This is a genomic window from Frigoribacterium sp. UYMn621, assembly GCF_040549525.1.
GTDB lineage: Bacteria > Actinomycetota > Actinomycetes > Actinomycetales > Microbacteriaceae > Lacisediminihabitans.
Map to the genome: position 1 here is coordinate 217,096 of NZ_JBEPTM010000001.1, position 22,066 is coordinate 239,161.

The 22,066-nt window shown below is 63.6% G+C and carries 30 protein-coding genes and 1 tRNA gene; 18 read left to right on the forward strand and 13 right to left on the reverse strand.

Translation table 11 applies throughout. The annotated features are described in order from the left end of the window. Window positions 1–21: 21 nt before the first annotated feature. Window positions 22–1,149, reverse strand: coding sequence for a tyrosine-type recombinase/integrase (locus ABIB54_RS01105; protein WP_354573682.1), 1,128 nt, complete (start codon window positions 1,147–1,149; stop codon window positions 22–24). Window positions 1,150–1,328: 179 nt separating this feature from the next. On the opposite strand from ABIB54_RS01105, the gene ABIB54_RS01110 reads away from it, so the two are divergent. After that, window positions 1,329–1,520 carry a helix-turn-helix transcriptional regulator gene (locus ABIB54_RS01110; RefSeq protein ID WP_354573683.1) on the forward strand — a complete coding sequence of 64 codons (192 nt, stop codon included), beginning with the start codon at window positions 1,329–1,331 and terminating at the stop codon, window positions 1,518–1,520. Window positions 1,521–1,534: 14 nt separating this feature from the next. Here the strand turns inward: ABIB54_RS01110 and ABIB54_RS01115 are convergent, their stop codons facing one another. After that, window positions 1,535–2,281, reverse strand: coding sequence for a helix-turn-helix domain-containing protein (locus ABIB54_RS01115; protein WP_354573684.1), 747 nt, complete (start codon window positions 2,279–2,281; stop codon window positions 1,535–1,537). Between the two features lie 92 nt (window positions 2,282–2,373). Here ABIB54_RS01115 and ABIB54_RS01120 point away from each other — a divergent pair, with 92 nt between their 5' ends. The 12 genes from ABIB54_RS01120 to ABIB54_RS17870 all read left to right on the forward strand — a co-directional run bounded on the left by ABIB54_RS01120 (window position 2,374) and on the right by ABIB54_RS17870 (window position 10,293). Further along, complete coding sequence (locus tag ABIB54_RS01120; protein WP_354573685.1) at window positions 2,374–2,577, forward strand: helix-turn-helix transcriptional regulator; 204 nt, start codon at window positions 2,374–2,376, stop codon at window positions 2,575–2,577. Between the two features lie 149 nt (window positions 2,578–2,726). Continuing rightward, a complete protein-coding gene (locus tag ABIB54_RS01125) occupies window positions 2,727–3,530 on the forward strand; it encodes an LvrA C-terminal domain-related protein (RefSeq protein ID WP_354573686.1) in 804 nt (267 codons plus the stop codon). A gap of 12 nt (window positions 3,531–3,542) precedes the next feature. Further along, window positions 3,543–3,713, forward strand: coding sequence for a hypothetical protein (locus ABIB54_RS01130; RefSeq protein WP_354573687.1), 171 nt, complete (start codon window positions 3,543–3,545; stop codon window positions 3,711–3,713). Next, window positions 3,710–4,096: a hypothetical protein gene (locus ABIB54_RS01135; protein WP_354573688.1), complete on the forward strand. Its 387-nt coding sequence runs from the start codon at window positions 3,710–3,712 to the stop codon at window positions 4,094–4,096. The genes ABIB54_RS01130 and ABIB54_RS01135 overlap by 4 nt, the downstream gene beginning before the upstream one ends. Before the next feature lie 223 nt (window positions 4,097–4,319). Further along, a complete protein-coding gene (locus tag ABIB54_RS01140) occupies window positions 4,320–4,631 on the forward strand; it encodes a hypothetical protein (protein ID WP_354573689.1) in 312 nt (103 codons plus the stop codon). A gap of 62 nt (window positions 4,632–4,693) precedes the next feature. Next, the gene (locus ABIB54_RS01145; protein ID WP_354573690.1) at window positions 4,694–4,915 is read left to right on the forward strand and encodes a hypothetical protein; all 222 of its coding nucleotides are present in this window, start codon (window positions 4,694–4,696) and stop codon (window positions 4,913–4,915) included. Further along, the gene (locus tag ABIB54_RS01150; RefSeq protein ID WP_354573691.1) at window positions 4,908–5,537 is read left to right on the forward strand and encodes a hypothetical protein; all 630 of its coding nucleotides are present in this window, start codon (window positions 4,908–4,910) and stop codon (window positions 5,535–5,537) included. The genes ABIB54_RS01145 and ABIB54_RS01150 overlap by 8 nt, the downstream gene beginning before the upstream one ends. A gap of 88 nt (window positions 5,538–5,625) precedes the next feature. Beyond that, window positions 5,626–6,054, forward strand: coding sequence for an excisionase family DNA-binding protein (locus ABIB54_RS01155; protein WP_354573692.1), 429 nt, complete (start codon window positions 5,626–5,628; stop codon window positions 6,052–6,054). Beyond that, a complete protein-coding gene (locus ABIB54_RS01160; RefSeq protein ID WP_354573693.1) occupies window positions 6,051–6,320 on the forward strand; it encodes a hypothetical protein in 270 nt (89 codons plus the stop codon). Before ABIB54_RS01155 ends, ABIB54_RS01160 begins: the two co-directional genes overlap by 4 nt. Window positions 6,321–6,323: 3 nt before the next feature. After that, complete coding sequence (locus ABIB54_RS01165; RefSeq protein WP_354573694.1) at window positions 6,324–6,935, forward strand: hypothetical protein; 612 nt, start codon at window positions 6,324–6,326, stop codon at window positions 6,933–6,935. A gap of 60 nt (window positions 6,936–6,995) precedes the next feature. After that, window positions 6,996–9,650 (forward strand): hypothetical protein, encoded by a 2,655-nt coding sequence (locus tag ABIB54_RS01170; protein WP_354573695.1) that lies wholly within the window; start codon window positions 6,996–6,998, stop codon window positions 9,648–9,650. A 247-nt stretch (window positions 9,651–9,897) separates the two neighbouring features. Beyond that, entirely contained in the window at window positions 9,898–10,293 is a 396-nt protein-coding gene (locus ABIB54_RS17870) for a DUF7882 family protein (RefSeq protein ID WP_502917030.1), read from the forward strand. Window positions 10,294–10,803: 510 nt separating this feature from the next. Here ABIB54_RS17870 and ABIB54_RS01175 read toward each other — a convergent pair. The 7 genes from ABIB54_RS01175 to ABIB54_RS01205 all read right to left on the reverse strand — a co-directional run bounded on the left by ABIB54_RS01175 (window position 10,804) and on the right by ABIB54_RS01205 (window position 14,564). After that, window positions 10,804–11,307 carry a hypothetical protein gene (locus tag ABIB54_RS01175; protein WP_354573696.1) on the reverse strand — a complete coding sequence of 168 codons (504 nt, stop codon included), beginning with the start codon at window positions 11,305–11,307 and terminating at the stop codon, window positions 10,804–10,806. 31 nt (window positions 11,308–11,338) lie between these two features. Continuing rightward, window positions 11,339–11,411: transfer RNA gene (locus ABIB54_RS01180), tRNA-Arg, on the reverse strand. Between the two features lie 62 nt (window positions 11,412–11,473). After that, a complete protein-coding gene (locus ABIB54_RS01185) occupies window positions 11,474–11,743 on the reverse strand; it encodes a hypothetical protein (RefSeq protein ID WP_354573697.1) in 270 nt (89 codons plus the stop codon). Window positions 11,744–11,886: 143 nt separating this feature from the next. Then, the gene (locus ABIB54_RS01190) at window positions 11,887–12,861 is read right to left on the reverse strand and encodes a tyrosine-type recombinase/integrase (RefSeq protein ID WP_354573698.1); all 975 of its coding nucleotides are present in this window, start codon (window positions 12,859–12,861) and stop codon (window positions 11,887–11,889) included. 35 nt (window positions 12,862–12,896) lie between these two features. Then, entirely contained in the window at window positions 12,897–13,331 is a 435-nt protein-coding gene (locus ABIB54_RS01195; protein ID WP_354573699.1) for a hypothetical protein, read from the reverse strand. An 85-nt stretch (window positions 13,332–13,416) separates the two neighbouring features. Next, the gene (locus tag ABIB54_RS01200) at window positions 13,417–13,737 is read right to left on the reverse strand and encodes a hypothetical protein (protein WP_354573700.1); all 321 of its coding nucleotides are present in this window, start codon (window positions 13,735–13,737) and stop codon (window positions 13,417–13,419) included. A 290-nt stretch (window positions 13,738–14,027) separates the two neighbouring features. After that, complete coding sequence (locus ABIB54_RS01205; protein WP_354573701.1) at window positions 14,028–14,564, reverse strand: MarR family winged helix-turn-helix transcriptional regulator; 537 nt, start codon at window positions 14,562–14,564, stop codon at window positions 14,028–14,030. Window positions 14,565–14,710: 146 nt separating this feature from the next. On the opposite strand from ABIB54_RS01205, the gene ABIB54_RS01210 reads away from it, so the two are divergent. The 3 genes from ABIB54_RS01210 to ABIB54_RS01220 are packed head-to-tail and all read left to right on the forward strand — an operon-like array spanning window position 14,711 to window position 17,402. Beyond that, complete coding sequence (locus tag ABIB54_RS01210) at window positions 14,711–15,481, forward strand: electron transfer flavoprotein subunit beta/FixA family protein (protein ID WP_354573702.1); 771 nt, start codon at window positions 14,711–14,713, stop codon at window positions 15,479–15,481. A 14-nt stretch (window positions 15,482–15,495) separates the two neighbouring features. After that, entirely contained in the window at window positions 15,496–16,470 is a 975-nt protein-coding gene (locus tag ABIB54_RS01215) for an electron transfer flavoprotein subunit alpha/FixB family protein (RefSeq protein ID WP_354573703.1), read from the forward strand. Further along, on the forward strand, window positions 16,470–17,402 hold the full coding sequence (locus tag ABIB54_RS01220) for a cytochrome b/b6 domain-containing protein (RefSeq protein ID WP_354573704.1): 933 nt from the start codon (window positions 16,470–16,472) through the stop codon (window positions 17,400–17,402). Before ABIB54_RS01215 ends, ABIB54_RS01220 begins: the two co-directional genes overlap by 1 nt. 13 nt (window positions 17,403–17,415) lie before the next feature. Here ABIB54_RS01220 and ABIB54_RS01225 read toward each other — a convergent pair whose 3' ends face one another. Genes ABIB54_RS01225 through ABIB54_RS01235 form a run of 3 tightly spaced genes read right to left on the reverse strand, consistent with a single transcriptional unit; the run spans window position 17,416 to window position 19,573 of the window. Continuing rightward, on the reverse strand, window positions 17,416–18,303 hold the full coding sequence (locus tag ABIB54_RS01225) for a 1,4-dihydroxy-2-naphthoyl-CoA synthase (protein ID WP_354573705.1): 888 nt from the start codon (window positions 18,301–18,303) through the stop codon (window positions 17,416–17,418). Window positions 18,304–18,342: 39 nt separating this feature from the next. Further along, on the reverse strand, window positions 18,343–18,894 hold the full coding sequence (locus ABIB54_RS01230; protein WP_354573706.1) for a GIY-YIG nuclease family protein: 552 nt from the start codon (window positions 18,892–18,894) through the stop codon (window positions 18,343–18,345). Window positions 18,895–18,934: 40 nt separating this feature from the next. Continuing rightward, window positions 18,935–19,573: a hypothetical protein gene (locus ABIB54_RS01235; protein WP_354573707.1), complete on the reverse strand. Its 639-nt coding sequence runs from the start codon at window positions 19,571–19,573 to the stop codon at window positions 18,935–18,937. 253 nt (window positions 19,574–19,826) lie between these two features. Between ABIB54_RS01235 and ABIB54_RS01240 the strand changes: the two genes are divergently transcribed. Both ABIB54_RS01240 and ABIB54_RS01245 read left to right on the forward strand, forming a co-directional pair. Then, window positions 19,827–20,558 carry an SGNH/GDSL hydrolase family protein gene (locus ABIB54_RS01240; protein WP_354573708.1) on the forward strand — a complete coding sequence of 244 codons (732 nt, stop codon included), beginning with the start codon at window positions 19,827–19,829 and terminating at the stop codon, window positions 20,556–20,558. Between the two features lie 120 nt (window positions 20,559–20,678). Continuing rightward, the gene (locus ABIB54_RS01245) at window positions 20,679–21,911 is read left to right on the forward strand and encodes an LCP family protein (protein ID WP_354573709.1); all 1,233 of its coding nucleotides are present in this window, start codon (window positions 20,679–20,681) and stop codon (window positions 21,909–21,911) included. Window positions 21,912–21,915: 4 nt separating this feature from the next. Here the strand turns inward: ABIB54_RS01245 and ABIB54_RS01250 are convergent, their stop codons facing one another. Further along, window positions 21,916–22,041, reverse strand: coding sequence for a hypothetical protein (locus ABIB54_RS01250; RefSeq protein WP_354573710.1), 126 nt, complete (start codon window positions 22,039–22,041; stop codon window positions 21,916–21,918). Between the last annotated feature and the right edge of the window lie 25 nt (window positions 22,042–22,066).

The window sequence follows — 22,066 nt, forward strand, 5'->3', positions numbered from 1 at the left end:
TTTCGGGGCTTTTTCGTGCTTTCAGGCCTCCAAACCCCACGAAAACCCCACAACTGATTCGGCCCGAACGGCGTCGAGCCGCTCGGAAACGGCATCGAGGTCGTCTTCGAAGAGGTCGGCATACGTGTCGAGAGTCATTGCGGCGGACGCGTGACCGAGCATCCGCTGGACCGCCTTCGGGTTCGCCCCGGCACTGATGGCCATGCTCGCCGCGGTGTGTCGCAGATCGTGCGGGGTGATGTCGGGGAAGGTGTCGTCTCGTGCCTGCGCTGCGCGGACGGCCCTCGCGAACCATCCGGTCTCGCTCGACGGGCGGATCATGTGTGCGTCACCCTTCCCGAACACAAGCTGACCGCGCGACTTGCCCTCGCACTCGCGCGCCAACGGCTCGGTGAGGAACTTGGGGAAAGGGACGCTGCGCTGCTCGTGCGTCTTCGGGGTGCCGACGACGTATGCCGATCGGATGAGGACAGCGTTCTCCTGGATGAGCATCCGCCGGCGCAGCATGTCCAGCGACGACAGCCGCAGGCCGAGCGCCTCACCCCATCGGATGCCGGTATAGGCGAGCGTGTAGACCAGCGTCGAGTGGTCCCCACAGAGCTTCGCCAGGAGCTCGACCTGTCGCACGGTGAGGTAGGCGCGCTTCTTGCGCCCCTTGCGCGGGAGCTTCACTCCTCGAGCCGGGTTAGATGAGATGCGGCGGTCGCGCACGGCGACGTCGAGGATTGCGGCGAGCACTCCGAACGCTCTGATCACGACGGTGGCTGATCGGGGTTTCCCGTCGATGCCGGCCCCGAACTTGGTGACCCATGCCTGCACCTCGGAGAACCGGATCTCACCGAGTCGACGGGCGCCCCAAGCGGGCTCGACGTGGAGACGCCATGCTGTCTCGACGACGCTGAACGAGGAGGCTTTCAGGTGGCTCTGGTTGGTGATCCATTCCGTGCCGACCTCGCGGACGGTGGTCTTCGCGGTCTTGGGGTCGACGTACTCACCTCGGAGCGCTGAGACGGTGATGTTGGCGAGGTAGTCATCGGCGTCCTTTTTGCGGACGAAGCCGTTCTTCTCGCGCGATGCTCGGTCGGGGTCACGGTACCGAACTCGATAGCGCTTCCCGTCTCCGGTCTCGTAGCTGCTGACACTGCCCATGTGGTTCTCCGATTCGTTTCGGCCGAGAGGCCGTCACTAAGTAGCTATGCGGCGAATTCCGCTGGGGTGGCATCTGACCGGCTCGCGAGGTTCGCCGCATGTCTTCCCAGTAGTGCCGCTTCTCGGCGCTCAGCCCGCGGCACACGCTGCGGCGGACCGCTTCGAACGAAAGACACCCCATGCCCGTTTACCTCACTCCGGACCAGGTCATCCTGATGCTGCCTGGGATCTCGCGCGGCCAGCTCGCGCAACTCCGCTTCGCCGGGAAAGGACCTGCGTACCGGAAGCCCACTCCGAAGACTGTGCTCTACGTTCAGGCGGAAGTCATCTCTTGGGTGGAGGGCACTGTCCGTGGGTCGGCCGCACGCTAGTTGCTCGGTTATGTTCATCGCAACAGGAGACGATCTTGAGCCGATGTGTCGGCGAACGTTCGAGTGAACCATCGGATCGCTTCGTCCGTCATCTCTCCGTTCATGCGCCAGTTCTCGGCGTCGAGCTTCCCAGCGTCGATTCGATCGAATCCGTAGTCTTCGGAATTCATGGTGACGTCGACACGATGAGGACTATCTCCGCCGTCGAGTCGAACTTCGCCCTTCGTGAGCCACGGCATCTTGCTCAGAATGGGCCACTCGACCGTCCTCAATTTAGCAACGAAGTCTTCGTGGAGGCTAAATGATGCCGCGGCTGCGTAGTGCTCTCGTGCCGTGTAGTTCGTGCCCCCTGACGTGATCGTGAAGCCCTTCTCGTCATAGGCCGCGATCGCCCGCAGCATGACCTGGTGAGTTCGCAGCGTCTCGAGCGCGGCTCGGTCTGTCTTCACGATTGACCGCACGAACTCGTCGCTGGCAGTCATGAGGCGACCGTTGATGGCAGCGAAGGAATCGCTCTCGCTATCGAGGAACTGATCGAGGCTCGCGAATCCGAGAACTTCGGCGATTGCCTTGGCCTCCCCAATGCTGACCCGGCGCTTGCTCATTTCGACTTTGTAGACGGTCGCCTGGTGAAACTCGAATCCTCGGTCAGACATCTCCGAGGCGAGCCAAGCCTGTGTCATTCCGTTTTGCTCCCGAACGCGTCGCACCGCCTGAGCGAACGCCTCATCCCACTGGCTCGCGCCTTCGTTGTTGACCATCTTCAAACTCTAATGCTTTTTCAGTGTGTTTAGATACTCTGAAATAGCTCACACTGCATTAGAGTTATGCAATACGACGAATTGGAGTTGAAATGGAAACTTACCTGTCTCCCGAGCAGGTGGCCGAAATGGTCCCAGGAATGACGAAAGGCATGCTTGCCCAGCTGCGCTTTACGGGCAAAGGACCGCGATACCGCAAGCCGACCCCTCGCAAGGTGATCTATGCGGAGAGCGACGTTCGCGCCTGGGTGGAGGGATCCGCCCAGACCCAGACGGGCTCGCCGGCGTCTGCCTGATGCCTTGGTACAAGGTCGACGATGGCTTGTCGATGAAGGCAGAGACGACCCGAATTCCTCGCGCCGCTCGGACCTCGGCGATCGGACTACTCGCGCTTGCTGGTTCCTGGTCCGCGCGCGAACTCACCGATGGCCACATTCCGACGCACATGCTCGAAGAGCTCGCCGGCTCGGAGGCAGACGCCAGCTGGCTCGTCACGGCTGGGTTCTGGATCGCGGTCGTCGACGGCTGGCGGTTCACAGAATGGGAACCCGACCAACCTCTTCGAGAGGTGGTTCTTGCCGATCGAGCAAAACGAGCGGAGAAAATGCGCGGCTGGCGGTCCCGTAACCAAGCAAGTAGCACCCCTAGTAACCCTGCTACTAACTCTGCTACTAACGCGGATTCTGACGCGACAGTGCCGGAACCCCAGCCCGTCCCGACCCGTCCCGACCCAGACCTATCTAAGAAAAAAGAGCACGTGCAGAAACCTGCACACGACTATTCGAAGGAATTCGACGAGTTCTGGAGTCTGTACCCGCGAAAGCAAGGAAAGGCGGATGCCGTCAAGGCCTATGCCCGCGCTCGAAAGACCACAGAGGCAAAGACTCTTCGGGATGGTGCTCAGGCTTACAGCCTGATGAGCATCGGGGCGAACAAGAACCACATCAAGCTCCCGGGCGGATGGATTCGTGAAGAGCGTTGGAACGATGAGCCGATCGCAGCCATACCGTCGCCGCTTGCCAAGGACGAACGGATCATCGACGTGCTCGAGCAGGGCCGACGATTCCAAGGCGATGTGCGGCTGGCACCTGAGGCGAGAATGCGGCAAACGCTCGCCCTGGGGAGCTCGCTCACGATGCTCACGCCGAACTCGTTCTGTGAGATCCACCCTGATTACCCATTCGAGATCGATGGATCCTGTACCGCCTGCGCGCGTTCCGTAGGGCTTGCTCCGAGGGTGGCGTTCTAGATGCTGCCGATCGTGCTCCTAGCCGAACTGCTGGCCAACGGCTTCGATATCGAGATCCGAGACAACGTCCTTGTCTATGTCGGCGACTACGAACAGATGCCACCCACCCTGCTCATGGATCTCGACGCGAACTGGAGCGATCTGAGCGTGTTCATCCTCGAGCGACTGGGGGAGCGATCATGACAGACGGACTCACTCTCTTCGACAACCTGAACGACATCCCTGTGCGGGCGCCCGCGATCATCACTAACGACGACAGTGCTCGAGCTCGGTACTTCGATCCTTTGCCGTCACACCAGGCGGCCGATTCGAACACGAACCGCACCGAGGTTGAGGCGAAGGTGTACAGCCTGCTGTCCGTCCGGCCGATGACCGATGCGGAACTCACCACCGCATATTTCGCCGCCCCGGGTGCCCCGGCCGCGCATTACGACAGCCCGCGGAAGCGCCGTAGTGACCTCACAGGCAAGGGAATCGTCGTCGCCACCAATCTGACCCGCCCGTCCCCGTCAGGCCGTCACGCGACCGTGTGGGGCCTCGCACCATCGAACGGAGAAACCCGATGATCAACCGGTCCGAACTAGATCACGGTATCCGCTGTGACCGGCATGTGGGCGAAGTGTTTCCGCCCCGGTGCAGCGAATGCACGAAGGCCGCCCGCGAACGCGACGAAGAGACCGCGCCCGTCCGGTTCAGCCGATACCTGCTCGACGTGCAATGCCCTGTACACCGGGGCTGGCCTGTCACTGCTGCGACTGGTCTGTGCGATCGATGCGCGGAGGCCTGCTGATGCCGCTGACGACGGAAGCTGAAGCGCAAGCGATCATCATGTCGCTGCTCACCGACGAGCTGACCGGGAAACCGGACCGTGATCGCTACGCGGCACTGCAGGGACATTGCGCCGGCGACGACTCTGAAGAGACACTCCGCAACGTCTCATTGGTTCTCGCCGGGGCGATCAGTCACATCGCGTGGTTGCTCACCGTCGCTGGGGGGCAGACGACGGCGGGGGCGTTGAACATCATCCTGCAGGCGCCCCTCTGGGAACAGATCGACGAGATCGGTCGGAACGTCGACCTCACGAACGGTAGTGAACTGTGAGCCCAGTCGGCGCGGCACGACCGCCTGAAGAGATCCGCCGGCAACGGTTCGCCCACCAGCTGATGAAAACCGCCCTCACCGACGGGGAAGACAGCCTCGTCGGACAGATCGAGGGGTTCACCGCGGCTACGGCGGATCCTGCCCGGGAAGCAGCTGAGATCACGGTCGAAGTGCTCGGCGCGCTGCTCAACACACTGTCCCAGCTGATACCTGCAGAACAGTTCCTCGCCTACGTCGACTGGACCCTGTTCGCCATAGACCATCGGGAGGCCGATCATGTCTGACGACCGCGCCTGGACTGCCACCGACAGGGACCGCGCCTTGCAACACCGGACCCTCGAACTGGATGAACAATTCACTGCACAGTTCCTGCAATCGATGCGTGACCTCGTCGCCTCCGAGTACGACCACAACACGTTCATCGAGAAGAAGATGGACATCATCCGCGAGTGGGACCGGCAGCGGAAACTCGCGCAGCACAACCTCGGGTACCAGTTCGACCCGAAACGACGAAAAGAACACCTCCTGCGCCGGGACATCGACCGGGAACTGCAACGGATCAAGAAGAAACTGACGGAGGCCGTCGAACGCCGATCATTGACGACCGCAGACGCCGACACTCTGCAACCGGACACCCTTACCGCAGTGACGCTGACACCCGCACGTCCCACAAAAGTAAAGCCCGCCCCTGCACCGCGTGTACCCGTCCGATCGATCGAAGGCATCCCAGCGGCCGTCATCGAGATCGTCTCAAGAGACACCGGGATCGCCGATCTCGAATCGGCCACCGACGACCAGGTGCGTGAGGCATACAGGGACAACGCCGGCTATTCCGACGAGGTCTCGCAGGAGTACCTCGACATGCTCAACGGGATCCACCCCGACTGGCTGCGAGGCAGCAGATGAACCTGACGCGCCCCGCACGCCCGGGCACCCGCTACCGAATGTTCTTCAATGTTGAACAGCGCGTTCGAGTGAACGTCACGCGCCCTGTATGCGCGCGTTGGGCCATCGACTGGGCGGTGGGGTGTTGGTGAGCCGGTTCGTGGTGGGGGAGGACGGGCAGATTGGGGCTAGTTCGGAGGTGTGGGGCTGGGTGTCGGCGCGGGTGTCGAAGTTGACTCGTCAGGATGCGCGTTTGAATGGCTCGTTTTCGCCGTTGTTGTTGGAGCTGGTGGATGCGACTGGGCGGGCTGCGCATTGTGCTGAGGGGGTGTTGGTGGTTCCGTCGCCGGAACCTGTTGGGGTCCCCGTTGCGACGATTGAGGTAACGCCTGATGAGGCGGCGAAGCGGATGGGGTGCTCGTCGGAGTACGTCCGAAGGTTGGCCAGGAATGGTCGGTTGGAGGCCCGGAGAGTGGGTCGGTCGTGGCTCATTGAGGCTTCACAAATTGATAGACCGGCTCCGAGGAGGACCACATGACCAAGTACGTGAAGAACGAAGAGGGCGGGATTCATTCCGTGACCGATGAGCACTTCGAAACGGTGCTGCACGAGACGACGGCGGCGGGGCGCAGTTTCCTGCTCCCGGGGTGGAGTGAGATCAGCGAGGCTGACGCTCGTGAGGGTCACCCGCAGCTGTTCGGCAAGGAAGATCTGCAGGTGTCGTACACCACGGATGAGTTGCACAGGGCGCTCGAGCGGAAGCGCATGCTCGATGAGCTGTACGGCCCCGGATCGGTCGCGTAACTCATGGGTAAGAGCACACTTGTCCCGGAGCCGAACACTCCGGACGCGATCATCGCCGCGGCTGATGCTGAGGTCACCGAAGCGGATGCGTTAGCGCTCGAGCTAGAAACTGCTGCTCGTGGTGGTGATGACTCGGTAACGCAGGCTCAGGTTGAGGATGCGAAGAAACGTTCCGGGTGGGCTCGTATCCGCCGGGACGCTGCGGAGTCCAAGGCTGCGGCTCGTGCGGAGGAGATGCGTCGCCAGGCGTATGCGGCTCTGCTGGACCGGTACCTGCCGGCTGCGTCGTCGGATATCAAAGCGGACGTGGAAGCTCACCTTGCTGAAGCGCGACCTCACATTGAGGCGGCTCTGGAGTTGCTCGGCGACCGTAACAAGGCGCTGTGGGCGATTGCGATGTTCACCAGCGATCCGTCGAACTACAAGGACGCGGCGGACGGGATCATGGCGGACGCTCCGGCGTTGATGCCTGGCGGTTCGTGGTTCGAGTACCGCGGTGACCGGTACGCCTACCTTCCGGCATCGATCGTTATTCGCAATTTGTTGAAGCCGTTGAAACCGCGTATCAAAACCCTGTCGGGTGGGCGCGATAGCGACTTCGTAAACGCGATCTAAGGCCTGGGCATGTCTGACTCTGGCCCCACTACCGCCGGCAGTATTGTCGCTAAATTGCGTATGGCCCGTGACCAGTGGGTTGCGGATATGGCGAAGACGAAGGAAGACGCCCGCGAGATCGGAGCGCTGGAGCCGACCGTCCGCGTTCAGGCGACCGTCGCTGAAGCTGTCGCGAAGCTGAAAGAGGTAGCCGCTCAGGCATCGTCTACGGGACGCACTCAGGCGAACGCTCAAACACAGGTCTCTGTCGCGCAACTCCGGTCCACAGCGACTGCGAACGAGCTCGCTGTCGCTACCCGCCGTCTCGCCGCCGCGCAGTCGTCGGCTGGTACGTCCGCGGAACAGTTGATGCTCGCTGAGGCTGCTGTTGACCGTGCTACCCGCAACCATGCGACGTCGACCACTCGACTGACCGCTGCGACGGCGGAACTTGCCGCGATGCAGAAGGTCGAAACGGTTGCGGAGGAGAAGTCGACCGCCGCGCGGGTGAAATCGAACCAGGCGAACCAGACTGCTGTGTCGCGTATGGGTTTGATCGGCACCGCTGTTGCAACGCTCATCCCCATGTTGGTCCCCCTGGCGGCGTTCGCCGTGGGTGGTGCTGGTGCGCTGACGATGATGGGCGTCGCGGGCGTCCTCGCCATCGTCGGCATCAAGCGGGAGATGGCTGAAGGCACCGTCTTGGGCCAGAAATACGGTGTCGGCATTCAGTCCCTCAAGGGCAACCTCGACGAGCTGTCACACACCTCCGCCGTTGGGATGCTCACCTCGTACAACAACGTGATCTCGCTGTCGAACGCGGCCATGCCGATGCTGAACCGGCAGGTGGGTGAGTTCTCCGGCATCCTCGGCCGGTCCGGAGGGAACCTCTTCCAGGGAGCTGTTCAAGGCGTGCGCGTTCTTGAGCCCCTCCTGCTCAAGGTTGGGGAGTATGTGGAGGGGCTCACTTCGAAGTTCGCACAATGGACTTCAAGCGGGGGGCTGCAACGCTTCGCGAGCTACGCCCTCGGTGTCCTCCCGTCAGTTGAACGGTTCCTCGGCTCGTTGGGTGACGCGGTTGTTCACTTGCTCGAAGCGCTCGCCCCGCTCGGATCCGTCGGGTTGACCGTCTTCACCGGACTGTTCAACATCATCTCCGCTCTGCCTGTCCAAGTCCTCACCGATCTGATCGCCGCCGTTACCTGGGGTGCAGTCGCATTCAAGGCGTGGGGATTCATCGCCCCGCTGCTCGAGGACATCGCCTGGAATATGGGCGCACTGGGTGTCGCGACGGAGATCGCGACCGGTCCGATCGGGTGGGTCATTGCTGGTGTGGGTGCCCTGATCGCTGTCCTTGCTGTATCAACGACGTCGACGAAGTCCGCGACGACGGCGATCACCGACTACACGGCGGCGGTGCAAGCCGACACCGGCGCGATCGGTGAGAACGTGAAGGCGGCCGCTGCGAAAGCACTCCTGGACGCGGGCGCATACTCTGCGGCAAAGAAGCTCGGCATCGGCGCGAAGGATCTCACCGAGGCTGTCCTCCATGAAGGGGCGGCCCGTGATCGGGTGAATCAGAAGCTCGAAGAATCGCTGCGACTGTACGAGTCGTCCACCAAAGAGAGTGTGATCACCGCTCAGGGGCAGGGCGCGCTCGCGGGTGCCGCCACGAAGGTACGCGACGCGTTGAACCAGCAGCAGGGCGATGTGCACACCGCGATCCGGAACTACAACACCCTCCAGGACGCGCTCGGCGGGACCACGATCTCTACCGAAGCCCAGCTTCGAGCGACACAGGAGCAGGCGGCTGCGGCTGGTGTGTCTGTCAGCGCCTATCTGGCGGCTCAGGCGTCGCAGAAAGGCACCGCGGACCAAACGCAGAAGACCACAGCGCTGATGTATCTCCAGAACGACGCTGCGGGCCTGCTGAAGCAGCAGTTGGACCTTCTCGATGGGAAGACGATCTCCGCCGCGCAGGCACAAAACCAGTTCGATTCGCAGATTGCGAACATGGGCGCCCACATCGACAAGACCGGCAACGCGGTCAACCGGGCCACCGCGTCTCTGACGAACAACAGCGCCGCGGCGATCGCGAACCAGGGCGAGCTGATCAGCTCCACGCAGGCTGCCCAAGCGAACGCGCAAGCATTCCGCGACAACGGTGGGTCGGTTGAAGCGACGAAGCAGAAGCTCATCGATATGAAACAAGCGATCGTCGACCACGCGGTTGCGTTGGGTGAAGATCGCGGCGAAGTTCAAGCGTTCATCGACAAGATCTACCAAATTCCTGCATCGATTCCGCCAACGAAGATCGAGGTGGACACCGCTGACGCGTTGGCGAAACTCGCTCTCCTGAACAGTTATCTGGACCGGTGGAAAGGGAACAGCGCGAACCTGACCGGAACAGGGTCGCCGAAGCTCGGCTCGGGGATCCTCACCGCCCCGGGGCATGCTGACGGTGGAACGGTGACGGGGGTTGGTGGGCCGCGCGCGGACTCGGTTCTGCGCCGCTTGTCGGTCGGTGAGGAAGTGATCCGCACCGCGTCCGCGTCGCAGGCTCGCCCGTTCCTGAAAGCGTTCAACGACAACCCGGGCAAAGCGCTCGCATCCATCGCTACACCAGCTACGCAGACTGCCCCGCCCCGCAGTGGGGACACGTTCATCATCCACCAGGCCGACATTTCCGGCGCTGTGACCGAAATTCAACGGCGTAAGCAGCAGAGGAGCGCCTGATGGCGATTCGGACCAACGTTGCGACGCCGGAAACACATGGGTGTCCGTCTAGAACGCGACAGGGCTCTCACCCAGGGCTGTCGCTCTTTCGCTTGACCGGACAGAAAAACCGTCGACGGCAATATGATGACGGGAACGGACCCCCGGACCCTGGTAGTCCGCCTAGCTTGTCGATATGAGCCATCGCTCCCCATGCGTCCATGGTTCGACAAGGCGACGGCTTTGATCTGAGGGGTGGTGAGCGTCAGTGGGTTTGTTGACCTACGGGAGCGGGAACGCTCAGATCATCTTCGACGACCGGGCACTTTTCCATCTGATGATCGTCATCACGGCGAAATTGCGGCGGCGGGAAAATTTTCTCTTCACCTGGGCGGAGCCAATAGATGTCGGGTGTGGGCGCGTTTCCGTGTGGTTGGACCCGAGCAGCGCCTTGCTGTACCACTTTCACGGGAACCGGATGCCGTCGGTCAATCGCGAGTGGATTGAGGTGCTGACGGTTTCAGCCAACGGTGGCGGGGGGTTGATGTTCATCCCTGAACCGGGACTCGGACGGTCGAGCGCCCTCCGAGACCGAGATAAGAGTTTCCTAATGAAAACCCCTCACTTGGGGGACGAACTTGCGGCCGGCGTCGAATTAGGGTGAATTCATCACATCGCCCCAAACTATTCGGGATAGCGGGGCGAACGGGCGAAAGTCCGCGTGAGTTTGGGGTGCGGTCACCTTTCGGGTAGATGACCGCACCCCTATCGTCATTCCGCGAACTCCACGTTTGTAATCCAAACAGGACGACGACCTGGCGAAAGCCGCCACGAGGCATCGGTGATGATTTCGTGGTGCCACGATTATGCTCGGAGGCGTCCAGACCGGGGAAGCGCGGGGACTGCTGCCGACCGCGCCCTTGCTCAGTTACAACGGCATCCGATACGGGTGCCGTTGTAGACCTTTCGGCTTGAAGGCGGTGACGCACTGCCGGTAAGCGCGATCCGGCAGCAGATGGGTATCTATCCAGAACACGACGGGTCTGTCGCCCAGAGCGGTCGCATCATCCCTCGAACGAACTGTGCCCCCACATTCCACAACGGGGGCGTAACTACCGCTTCGTGCGCTCTCGCGGCATATCGACCTGCGATACCTGGCGAAAGAGCGATACGGCTATGGCTTGTAGCGCTCCACTTTCCCGTTCAAGCTGCTCGCGATCGTGGTTGCGGCTGCCTTCTCCCCGCTGACATCGGCCGCGGGCGCTTTGAGATCGAACATATATTTCGCGAGCTCTTGGGTGTTATTGGTTAGCTGAAGTTGAATGAGGGAATCGTCTATCTCGAACGCTGCCCAACCCTTGCCGGAGGACCAGTACTGCTCATTCTTGTTCGCAGCAATCAGGGCATCCATATTCGCGGAATCGGCATCGATGAAAGAGTCCACGGCGATCTTCCGCCCATCTAGTGTGCACGTAGCAGCCGAAGCCAGGCCCGATTTGGTGCCGTCCCCGACGTCGGACAGGGCCACATCTTTGCAACCTTTGATGTGGTTGGCGATCGTCACTGCGCTGTCGCCGTAGGTGGTTTTGAATGGTTTGGCTGCAGGCGAACTCGGCCCGGTCGAGCAACCGGTGAGGATGAGCACCACAGCTGTTCCGATAACGAGAGCATATTTCATAGTCGAATCGTATCCGTCTGCGTGAATGGTGTCCCGGTGGGAGGATTCGAACCTCCGGCCAGACGGGTAGAAACCGTCTGCTCTGTCCGCTGAGCTACATCGGGGTGCGCACCGCCGCGTTTACTACGCGGCAGTGCGGTGGCACTTCGGTTTGACTCCTGGCGCGCTATCTCTCGTCTCGGCGGAAAGCCATCACAAGGCCGAGCGCACCCGACCCGAAGAGCAGGAACGCGATCCCGCGAGTAGCCCACGTCACCGCGTTCTGAATGCCGGTGTAAGCGTCGCCGCCATAGGCCTCATCTTTGGCGTTGACCAGGAGGACGATGCCGAGAATAAGTGCGGCGACCGCCCACAAGATGGCGATCGTGATTGCGGCTGGCGGGTAGTCTGCACCGTTCGTGTTCGTCGGCGTGGTGGTGGGCTCAGTTTCACTCATGCGCTGACAGTAACTCACCTGTGGCACTCAGGGAACGGCCCAGTTCGGGGTCTATCGGAGGAGAAGGTGACGAGACGCCCGGTCGGGGAAGTGGCAGTGGGCGGGGTCTCAACATTCCTTAGACCCCGCCCAACGGTTCCCTGTTACCCGGTAGCCATCTTGGAGTCGGTGATCGGCCGGTGTGCACGGTTCGAGTGAGTTCGTACCTCCAGCCCGGCCAGGAGGCCGACTGCGTCCGTCATTTGCCGGTCTGACACTTCCAAGTACAGCTGGGTTGTGGCGAGTGAAGCATGGCCGAGCATCTCTTGGATGACGCGGATATTCGCTCCTTTCTCGAGGAGTTGGGTGGCGTAGAAGTGCCGCAGGGAGTGGCCGGTGATTCTCGGGTCGGTGATGCCTGAGCGACGAATTGCCTTCGAGATTGCGTCCGATGCGGATGCCATCAACAGGTGGCCTTCACCAGCCGGGAACTGGCGATTCCTGTGTGGTGAAGGGAACCACCAGCCTTCGTCGGGATATCGGTCGGCGAGTACGAGGAGATCAGGATGAAGGGCGACGGTGTGCTGTATCCCTCCTTTTCGCACCGAGTACAGGGTGCCCGATTCCATGTCAACATGCTCGCCACGGATCTTCACGATCTCACCAAGACGCAGCCCTGAGAGCGCAGCGATGGTGATGATGTCCCGGGTGCGCGTGTATGCCCCAGAATCAAGAATGCCCTCGACTTGAGCCGGGCGGAACGGGCGCGCTTTTCTGCGAGGCAGCCGGACCTTGGGGAGAGTGACCGCCGGATTGTCTGGGCGGTAGCCCTCTTCACGCATCCACGCGAAGAACCCTTGGAAGTAGGAGCGCTCTGACTGCTTCGTCCCGCCGGCGAGCGGGGCGCCCGTCCGGAAATGGGCTCTGGTCATCATCTGGACGATGTCGCCCTTAGTCACCCGCAGCGGGGACTTTCCGGATCGGGCGGAGAGCATCACGATGCACTCTTCCCGGTTCGCGATCGTCTTCTCCGACATGTTCGCGGCTCGTTGATGCATCGCGAACTCGTCGAGAATTTCCCTCCAAGCGCGAGTCGTCTCCACATCGCCCGACACTTCGGTGTTGCGCACGATGGTCATTCCTCCGGTGTATTGGTATCGGTCGATGCCTCTTGTCAGTGCGCATTCTCGCCGAGACGTTGCGCGAGGTTCACGGCACTGATGATCTCCTGGACCATCACTCGGGCAGCTGCCACGTCGACGGGGCCGCGCGCGTCGGAAACGTCGATGCGCCATGAGCCCTCAGGAGTGGGATCGAGGAAGATGACGTGCTCACCGGACCAGGGAATGCGGATCTCGTCGTATCCGGCGGGAGTGCCGTCAATCAGATCTGCGGGGGCTTCTGTCCGCTCGTACGTCTTGTCGATGCCATTGCGTGTGTCGAGCGCGTCAGCGGCCTCGAAAAGCTTGAACGCGGCTTCTCGTGCCGATTCAGCTGTCTGCACGAAGAAAGCGTCTTGGCGGCCGATCCAGAAGCAGATGGCGGGGGCTCCGCCGTCTTCGCTGATCTCGAAGGAACTGGCGGGGGTTGTTACGGTTGAGTCGTTCATGATGTTGTGCCTTTCATTGGGTGTTCATCGTGGATATCGCCCTCGACCTGTTACAGCAGGTCGGGGGCTTCTTCATTTCGTCGGCTTATCTGCCGGACGTTTCGCCCAGCGGGTTCGCTGGGTCTTCGGTCGATGCGACCCACATGTCGCCGTTCCATGCGATCCGCATGCGCACTTTGAATGGCAACTTGTGGGCGACGACGAAGGCCTTCGACGTGATGGTGGCCTGGCTTTCTCCCGGGGCAACTCGAACCGCGAGCGGGCTCGTCTCGGTGGCCGGCTTGATGCCGATCCGCTTGGTGTCGTCGTCCCACAGGAGTTGCACCCATGTTGTGTCGCCGAGACGTCGGACAGCTTCGGCATTGAGCTTGAGGCGCCCTTCGCTGAGAACGTAGACGACGGGCACGCGGCCAGTCTCTACGTCAGCTTTTGCTGGGTCGAACAGTTCGAATGGGTTCACAACAAAAACCATAACAGAGTTAGAACAAAAACCATAACCAACCGAGCGAATTCGGGGTCAACCCCACCAAAACCCCACAAACCCCCACAATTGAAACCGCGCCTATGGCTCGAATCGGCCCGAAAACCCCTGTAAATTCGGCGATGTTTGGAAACCATCAACCGCAATATGGGCACTTTTGGGGGTTCGAATCCCTAGCCCTCCGCCCCACAAAGACAAGCGACTGACGGTAGCGACTACAGCGGATCCGGCGGCACCGGGGGGTCTACGAAGTCGCCCGCCTGGCGCCGGAAGCGCGCGAGGATCCGGATGAGCTCGGAGAGGTCCTGCCCCGACATCCCCGGCTGTTCGAAGACCGTGGAATTGAGGGCGGGCGTCGCTCCCGCAACGACCTCGCGCCCGGCCGGCGTGATCGTGACGATGGTCGCACGGCCATCGGTGGGGTGCGCCGACCGGGTCACCAGGCCGTCGCGCTCGAGCCTGTCGACGGTGTTCGTGACGCTGGTTGGGTGCACCTGGAGGCGGGCACCGGCGCTCGCCATCGGCAGCTGGCCGTCTTTGGTGAAGCTGAGCAGCGTGAGCATCTCGAAGCGGGCGAATGAGAGGCCCAACGGCTTCAGCGTGCCCTCTACCCGACCGAGCATCAGCTGCTGGGCGCGCATCAGGGAGGTCACGGCGGCCATGCCGTCGGCGGCTTCGGGCCAACCGTGGCTCAGCCACTGGCGCTTCGCCTCGGCGATGGGATCGCTGGAGAGGGGTGTCGAACCTGGCACCGTTGGATCCTCCCGTCCGCGCTATCCACAGGGTGTAGGGATCTAAACTACTAGGAACTAGTTGTATATGGTCGGAGGTGCAACCACATGGCACCGGGGGTATCGGCCACGTAAGATCGCTTCGTATTCGAGGAATGGGCCAATCAATGAAGATCATCGTGCTGGTGAAGCAGGTGCCCGATACGTGGGGCGAGCGCAGGCTCGACACCTCGACGGGTCAATTGGATCGCTCGGCGAGTGACGCCGTGATCGACGAGATCGACGAGCGAGCGCTCGAAGTCGCCCTCCAGTACAAGGATTCTCACGACGCCGAGGTCATCGCTCTCTCGATGGGCCCCTCGACCGTCACCGAAATCCTTCGCAAGTCATTGGCGATGGGAGCGGATGCCGCGCTCCACGTGAAGGACGAAGCCCTGTCCGGCTCCGACCTGTCCCGCACGGCCGCAGTGCTCGCCGCCGCCATCACCAAGAGCGGTTTCGACCTCGTGATCGCCGGGAACGAAGCGACGGATGGTCGCGGCGGTGTCGTCCCGGCCATGATCGCCGAGCACCTCCGGGTGCCGAGCATGACCTACCTCGACTCGGTGGAATTCGGGGCTGACGGTATCAGCGGAGTGCGGGGCGATGAGCACGGCACTGTGGCCGTGCATGCCTCGCTGCCCGCGGTGATCTCGGTCACCGAGGCCTCCGCGGAGGCGCGCTTTCCCAACTTCAAGGGCATCATGAAGGCGAAGAAGAAGCCGCTGGATGTCTGGACTCTCGCCGACCTCGGGCTCGACTCCTCCGGATTCGCGCCGAGTACCGAAGTCACCAGCACGACCGAGCGCCCGGCGCGCACCGCCGGAAAGAAGATCGTCGATGAGGGGAACGCGGGCAACGAGCTCGCAGAGTTCCTCGCCGCCGGACGCCTGATCTGAGCCGGGGAATCACCATGACACTTGCACTCGCCTTCATCGAGACCTCCGCCACCGGCGAGATCCGAAACACCGCTGCGATGCTGATCGCCGCGGCAGCCAAACTCGGCACGCCCGTCGCGGTGGTCGCCTCGGCTCCCGGCCGGGGGGATTCGCTGTCCGCGCAGCTCGGCGCGCTGGGTGCGGCCCAGGTCTACATTGCGGAGACCGATCAGGCCGGCAGCCTGCTCATCGCCCCCCACATCGCCGCGCTCGAGGCGGCGGCTGCAGCGCTTCAGCCGTCGGCGATCGTGCTCGCCCATTCCATCGACGGACGGGAGATCGCGGGACGGCTCGCCGTGCGGCTGCGCACCGGACTGCTCGTGGATGTCGTGGACGTGCGCGTCGACGGCGACGCCGTCATCGCCACCCATTCCGTGTTCGGTGGGGCCTACACCGTCGAGGCGACCGTGCCCGGGGGCGGACCAGCGATCGTCACCGTGCGCCAGGGGGCCATCGACGCCCGAGCCGCAGCCGCATCGCCCACCCTCACGACGGAGTCGATCACGGTCGACGCCGCTCCCGCCGCCGTGATCGACGCGGTGCACGCCGCCGTCGTCGCGACCGACCGTCCCGAGCTGAGAGGCGCGACCCGCGTGGTCTCCGGAGGTCGCGGGCTCGGTTCGCAGGCCAACTTCGCGCTGGTGGAGCAACTCGCGGACGCGCTCGGCGCCGCGGTCGGGGCATCCCGGGCCGCAGTCGATGCCGGCTACGTGCCGCAGACCAGCCAAGTCGGCCAGACCGGCATCACGGTCTCGCCCCAGCTCTATGTCGCGCTGGGAATCTCCGGGGCGATCCAACACCGGGCGGGGATGCAGACCGCCAAGACGATCGTGGCCATCAACAAGGATGCCGACGCGCCGATCTTCGACATCGCCGATTTCGGTATCGTCGGCGACGTGTTCACCGTCGTGCCGCAGCTCATCGACGCCCTCGGCGCACGCGCAGAGTGATGGCACTGGCAGAAACGATGTCCGGCTTTCGCGAGAGCCGGTGGTTCAAACTGGTCTGGATCGTGCCCCTGGTGCTCGTCGGGCTCTTCCTGCTGGTGCTCGCAGCCCGGGGCATCCGGGCCTCGGATGGTGGCCAGTCGTTCCTCAGGTCGTTCCCGGGGGCCTCGCAACTTCCGAGCTTCGCCCCGGTCGGATTCCCGGCCTGGCTGGCCTGGCAGCACGGGCTCAATGCCTTCTTCCTGCTCTTCATCATTCGCAGCGGCTGGCTCGTGCGCACCACCAAACGACCGGATGCGTATTGGACCCGCAACAACTCCGGCCTGATTAAGACCCCGGGACAGCCCGTGCGCATCAGCCTCAACCTGTGGATGCACATCTCCATCGACACGCTGTGGCTGCTCAACGGCGTGTTGTTCTACGTGCTCATCTTCTCCACCGGGCAGTGGACCCGCATCATCCCCACCCGCTGGGATGTCTTCCCCAACGCGATCTCCGCCGGCCTCCAGTACGCCTCCCTCGGCTGGCCGGTCGAGAACGGCTGGGCGAACTACAACGCGCTGCAGGTGCTCAGCTACTTCCTCGTCGTCTTCATCGCCGCCCCGCTCGCGCTGGTGACGGGGATCCGCATGTCACCGGGACTCGCCGTCCGCTTCAAGCCGATCGACCGCATCTTCCCGCTCCCGGTCGCCCGCGCGATCCACTTTCCCGTGATGCTGTTCTTCGTTGCCTTCATCGTGGTGCACGTGACCCTCGTGCTCGCCACCGGCGCGATCAACAACCTCAATCACATGTACGCCGTCAACAACGGCTACAGCTGGACCGGATTCTGGATCTTCGCCGCGTCGATCGTGCTGATGGTCGCCGCGTGGATCGGGGCGAAACCGATCGTGCTGCGCTCGATCGCGGGCAACTTCGGACGCGTGGGTCGCTAGAACCGCCAGCCGGTCAGAACTGCCAGGGGTACGGCGACCAGTCGGGGTCGCGCTTCTCCAGGAAGGCATCCCTGCCCTCCACCGCCTCGTCCGTGCCGTAGGCGAGCCGCGTGGCTTCGCCGACGAGCACCTGCTGGCCGGCGAGTCCGTCATCGACAGCATTGAACGAGAACTTGAGCATGCGGATGGAGGTGGGCGACTTGCCGAGGATGGTGCGCGCCCACTCCACGGCGGTGGTCTCGAGCTGGGCGTGCGGCACGACGGCATTGATGGCGCCCATGTCGTAGGCGCGCTGGGCGGAATACTCCTGGCCGAGGAAGAAGATCTCGCGGGCGAACTTCTGCCCGACCTGCCGGGCGAGGTAGGCGCTGCCGTAGCCGCCGTCGAACGAGCCGACGTCGGCATCCGTCTGCTTGAAGCGGCCGTGCTCGGCGCTCGCGATCGTGAGGTCGCAGACCACGTGGAGTGAGTGACCGCCGCCGGCAGCCCAGCCCGGCACGACCGCGATCACGACCTTGGGCATGGTGCGGATGAGGCGCTGGACTTCGAGGATGTGGAGGCGACCGGTGGACGCGGTGCCGTCCGCATACTGGTAGCCGTCCCGTCCGCGGATGCGCTGGTCGCCACCGGAACAGAATGCCCAGCCGCCGTCCTTATGGCTCGGACCATTGCCGGTGAGGAGGACGACACCGACCCCCGTGTTCTGCCGGGCGTGGTCGAGTGCGCGGTAGAGCTCGTCAACAGTCTGCGGCCGGAACGCGTTGCGAACCTCGGGGCGGTTGAACGCGATGCGCGCGATCTGGCCCTTGGGGTCGAGATGGTAGGTGATGTCGGTGAGTTCACCGAAGCCGTCGACCTCGCGCCAGACGGTGGGATCGAACAGGTCGGAGACGAAAGCCATGTCCCCACAATAACCAGAACCGCTGGGCCGGGCCCCCGGTCAGAGCAGCGCCACCCGGCGACTCACCCAGAGCGCATACTGCGCCCAGGGGTCATCCACCCCGGCGCGCAACTCGTTGATGTGTTGCAGCAGCGCGTCATGTTGCTCGAACCATTCGGTGCGGGGGATGCGGTGGCTCGCGAACTGCGCATGCCTCCGCTGTTCGACCAGGCGGTCTCCCCGCTCGAAGGCCAGCAGCTCCTCCCAGGGCAGGCTTGCGAGGCGGCTTCGCGGATTGCCCGAGGTGCCGATCTTGATGCGGCCGCGAAACAGGATGTAGTAGACGACATCCACACGCAGCGTCGATGCGTCGTGGTCGGGGATGTCGCCGACCTTCCACTCGCAGATGGCGCAGAGCCAGCCGGAGGGGTAGCGCACGCCGAGCCGTGATCCGCAGGCGAGGCAGGGTGACGGCAACCGGTCCGTCATGCCGACGCCCTGCACCACCCAGTCGTGGGCCGCGAGCAGGTGCTGGCGGCACAGGCCGAGAGGGGCGCCCGGATCCGCCTCCGCGCGGCACGGGCCGCGGTCATCCGCCACGCACTGGGTCATGTCGGCAAGGGTAGCTTCCGCCGCCGACCTCGTGCCGGGCCTACTTCCAGAGCGCTCCCACGAGATCGGAGAGCAGGTTCGGGGACGCGAAATTGGCTTCCGAGATCGAGAGATACACATCATCACGGACGAAGCTGGTGTAGCCCTCATCGACCGGGTATTGCTCGTTCGGCTTCACCAGGGTGCAGGATCGGCCGCCCAGCGAGTCGGTGCAGCCGTAGTTCTTACCGGCCAACTCGGCGAGGTAGCCGAGTGCCAGGCCGTGATCGGCGTGCGCCATGGTCACCTCGAGGTAAGTGATGTCTGCCCCGGGATCGCGCCACACGCAGTGCAGTTCGACGGCATTGGCGAGAACGGTGCCGGCCGGGGCGCCGGGAGGCGACGGCGTCGGGGTGACGGTGTCGGCGTCCGCTGCGTCGATGACCCCGGGATCGTTGAGCGGGGTGTCTCCGAATGTCGCGGTGTAGGCGGCTTTCGGGATGATCGAGGCGCATTCCCGGGGAAAGCCGATGACCACCCCGGGGGTGGTCGATGGCGATGGTTTCGCCGACGGCTCTACCGACACCGACACCGAGGCCGGGGGCGGGGGTGGCGAACCACCGGTGCAGCCACTGAGTGCCGCGACGCCCAGCAACAGCACAGTGAGAGCCGCGGCGGTTCGGGCGGGTGGAACGATCATGGTGCTCCCGGCGGTAGTCGGCGGCAGATGGGTTGCCCCAGCATAGGGGTGAGGGGTGCGAACTGTCGCGCGGATGGCACGCGGAACGGACCACAAAATAGCGTCTTGACCATCGAGTAGTTCGCCAATTGAACTAAACTGTGCTCGAGCCGGAGCACGAGTCCGGCACACCCGACGATTCACCGACGAAGCGGACCGGAGCCATGCGGTGTTTCCCTGCGTACTCTCCGCGATGGTCGCGCGCGGGAGCGTCATGAACGACCCGGTATCGCGGCGGGTACTCCGTGAATCCGTCGCTGTCGCCCTCACCAACCTCGTGGCCCTTCGCCAAGGGGGTCTGGGTTCGCTCCCCTTGCCAGAGGACGCTCCGAAGATCGTCATCGAGGGTCCGGACCCGGACCGGATCCTGCTCGCGGGGTCCGGTGTCGTCACCGGTTACGGCGTGGCAAGCCACTCACTCGGGGTCGGCGGGCATCTCGCGCGCCATCTGGGTGCGGCTACTGAGCGCGGGGTAGTGCTGGATGTCCTACCGCTCCCCTCCCTCCTCCTCAGATTCGTTCCCGCCCACTTCGCCACCATCGATCTGAACGGTTACGCGGCGGTCATCCTCGCCGTTGGAGTCAACGAATCCTTCGGATTCACGTCCCTGAGTTCCTGGAGAGAGAGCCTCATCGCGACCCTCAGGCTGCTGCAGGAGCGCATGTCGCCCGGCGGTCAGGTCTTTCTCGTGTTGATCGCGGATCCGACGTCCTCGCCCCTCTTCCGCGAACGCCCTGCGCGCCGGGCGAGTGCCCGGGCGCGAGTCTTCAATCAGGAAACAAGGCGAGTCGTGCAGAACGAACCGAACGTCACCACTCTCGAGTTCGAGATCGGGGATGTCTCGCACGAACCCCGCCTGTACGACGCGACGTCGTACCAGCGATGGGCACGCCAACTGAGTCCTCCTGTCGTCGAGGGATTGCGCCGCCGCCGATCTCTCGGCTGAGCCGCCGAGCCCGCCGCGCAAACCCGGCACAAAAGGTGCCCGTGTAAACTCCCCCAGACTCGATTCCCCTCCCCTGCCCCCTGCCCCGCGCTCAGCGCGGCCTCGCCGAAAGGATCCGCTATGAGCGACCTACGTCCTCGTTCCCGCTCGATCGACGGCATCGCCCGGCACGGCCAGCTTCGGCGCTCCCGTCCGGCAGTGACGGTGCTCAAGTTCGTGGGAGCGGCACTCGCGGTGGTCGCCGTGAGCGTGGCATCCGTCGCCGGAATCGCGGTCTCCCAGATCACGAACAACGCCAAGTACGTCGCCCTGCCCGGAGAGACTCAGGGTCCGCCGCCAGACCTCGGGTCGTTCGAGGGCGGATTCAACATGCTGATCGTCGGAAGCGACACCCGCGCGGGCCAGGGCGCGCAGTTCGGCAAGGACGACGGGGTGCTCAACGACGTCACCATGCTGGTGCACGTGGCGGCGGACCAGTCCAACGCGGTCGCCGTGAGCATTCCCCGCGACATGGTGGTGCCGATCCCCGCCTGCCCCCGCGAGGACGGCAAGGGCAACTACAACGCGATGTCCGCCCAGCCGATCAACAACACCCTCGCCTACGGCGGCCTGGCCTGCACCGTGCTCACCGTGGAGACCCTCACCGGCCTCGACATCCCGTTCGCGGCGCTGATCACGTTTCAGGGCGTCATCCAGATGTCGACGGCCGTGGGTGGTGTGCCCGTGTGCATCAACGGTCCGCTCATCGACAAGTACAGCGGCATCAGTCTGCCGAAAGCCGGCACCTACACCCTGGCCGGAGCGGATGCCCTCGCCTTCTTGCGCAGTCGCCACGGGGTCGGAGACGGCAGCGACCTCGGGCGCATCAGCTCGCAGCAGGTGTTCCTCTCCTCCCTCGTGCGCACCGTCAAGAGCAATGACACCCTCACCAATTTCACGAAGCTGTACGGCATCGCCACGGCGGCCAGCCAGAATATGACGCTGTCCAACAGCCTGAAGAACGTGAACACGATGGCGTCGCTCGCTCTCGTGTTGAAGGGCATCCCGCTCGACCGCATCACGTTCGTGCAGTATCCGAGCACGACCGGCGTCGGCGGGGTCTACTCGGGCAAGGTGGCGCCGCTGAAGGATATCGCGACGGCACTCTTCGCCAAGATCAAAGCCGATGAGCCGTTCTCCCTCGACTCCGGCACGGGTCGCGGATCCGTCACGGAACCGAGCGCCGCTCCTGGGCCTTCGGCGGCCCCGGCACCATCGGCTTCCCCGAGTGCCTCGACCCCGCCGGCGGATGCGCTGACGGGTGTGCTCGGACAAACCGCGGCGGACTACACCTGCTCCAAGGTGAACAACTAGGGCGTTACCTGTCTTCGCGGCCGAGATAGCGCAGCAGCAGAACGGCGGCGACGAGCAACACGACACCGATCGCGATGATCAGGATGCCGATGGCCGGTCCGGCCGCGGCGAGGGACGGGGAAAACATCATGGTCCCCCCTCGTCTGCTCCCGGAG

Bases quoted from the DNA above. Each gene is read 5' to 3' on its own strand.
- ABIB54_RS01105 (WP_354573682.1), bottom strand. From the start codon at position 1,149: ATGGGCAGTGTCAGCAGCTACGAGACCGGAGACGGGAAGCGCTATCGA.
- ABIB54_RS01110 (WP_354573683.1), top strand. From the start codon at position 1,329: ATGCCCGTTTACCTCACTCCGGACCAGGTCATCCTGATGCTGCCTGGG.
- ABIB54_RS01115 (WP_354573684.1), bottom strand. From the start codon at position 2,281: ATGGTCAACAACGAAGGCGCGAGCCAGTGGGATGAGGCGTTCGCTCAG.
- ABIB54_RS01120 (WP_354573685.1), top strand. From the start codon at position 2,374: ATGGAAACTTACCTGTCTCCCGAGCAGGTGGCCGAAATGGTCCCAGGA.
- ABIB54_RS01125 (WP_354573686.1), top strand. From the start codon at position 2,727: ATGCTCGAAGAGCTCGCCGGCTCGGAGGCAGACGCCAGCTGGCTCGTC.
- ABIB54_RS01135 (WP_354573688.1), top strand. From the start codon at position 3,710: ATGACAGACGGACTCACTCTCTTCGACAACCTGAACGACATCCCTGTG.
- ABIB54_RS01140 (WP_354573689.1), top strand. From the start codon at position 4,320: ATGCCGCTGACGACGGAAGCTGAAGCGCAAGCGATCATCATGTCGCTG.
- ABIB54_RS01145 (WP_354573690.1), top strand. From the start codon at position 4,694: ATGAAAACCGCCCTCACCGACGGGGAAGACAGCCTCGTCGGACAGATC.
- ABIB54_RS01150 (WP_354573691.1), top strand. From the start codon at position 4,908: ATGTCTGACGACCGCGCCTGGACTGCCACCGACAGGGACCGCGCCTTG.
- ABIB54_RS01155 (WP_354573692.1), top strand. From the start codon at position 5,626: ATGCGCGCGTTGGGCCATCGACTGGGCGGTGGGGTGTTGGTGAGCCGG.
- ABIB54_RS01160 (WP_354573693.1), top strand. From the start codon at position 6,051: ATGACCAAGTACGTGAAGAACGAAGAGGGCGGGATTCATTCCGTGACC.
- ABIB54_RS01165 (WP_354573694.1), top strand. From the start codon at position 6,324: ATGGGTAAGAGCACACTTGTCCCGGAGCCGAACACTCCGGACGCGATC.
- ABIB54_RS01170 (WP_354573695.1), top strand. From the start codon at position 6,996: ATGGCCCGTGACCAGTGGGTTGCGGATATGGCGAAGACGAAGGAAGAC.
- ABIB54_RS01175 (WP_354573696.1), bottom strand. From the start codon at position 11,307: ATGAAATATGCTCTCGTTATCGGAACAGCTGTGGTGCTCATCCTCACC.
- ABIB54_RS01185 (WP_354573697.1), bottom strand. From the start codon at position 11,743: ATGAGTGAAACTGAGCCCACCACCACGCCGACGAACACGAACGGTGCA.
- ABIB54_RS01190 (WP_354573698.1), bottom strand. From the start codon at position 12,861: ATGACCATCGTGCGCAACACCGAAGTGTCGGGCGATGTGGAGACGACT.
- ABIB54_RS01195 (WP_354573699.1), bottom strand. From the start codon at position 13,331: ATGAACGACTCAACCGTAACAACCCCCGCCAGTTCCTTCGAGATCAGC.
- ABIB54_RS01210 (WP_354573702.1), top strand. From the start codon at position 14,711: ATGAAGATCATCGTGCTGGTGAAGCAGGTGCCCGATACGTGGGGCGAG.
- ABIB54_RS01215 (WP_354573703.1), top strand. From the start codon at position 15,496: ATGACACTTGCACTCGCCTTCATCGAGACCTCCGCCACCGGCGAGATC.
- ABIB54_RS01220 (WP_354573704.1), top strand. From the start codon at position 16,470: ATGGCACTGGCAGAAACGATGTCCGGCTTTCGCGAGAGCCGGTGGTTC.
- ABIB54_RS01225 (WP_354573705.1), bottom strand. From the start codon at position 18,303: ATGGCTTTCGTCTCCGACCTGTTCGATCCCACCGTCTGGCGCGAGGTC.
- ABIB54_RS01230 (WP_354573706.1), bottom strand. From the start codon at position 18,894: ATGACCCAGTGCGTGGCGGATGACCGCGGCCCGTGCCGCGCGGAGGCG.
- ABIB54_RS01235 (WP_354573707.1), bottom strand. From the start codon at position 19,573: ATGATCGTTCCACCCGCCCGAACCGCCGCGGCTCTCACTGTGCTGTTG.
- ABIB54_RS01240 (WP_354573708.1), top strand. From the start codon at position 19,827: ATGAACGACCCGGTATCGCGGCGGGTACTCCGTGAATCCGTCGCTGTC.
- ABIB54_RS01245 (WP_354573709.1), top strand. From the start codon at position 20,679: ATGAGCGACCTACGTCCTCGTTCCCGCTCGATCGACGGCATCGCCCGG.
- ABIB54_RS01250 (WP_354573710.1), bottom strand. From the start codon at position 22,041: ATGATGTTTTCCCCGTCCCTCGCCGCGGCCGGACCGGCCATCGGCATC.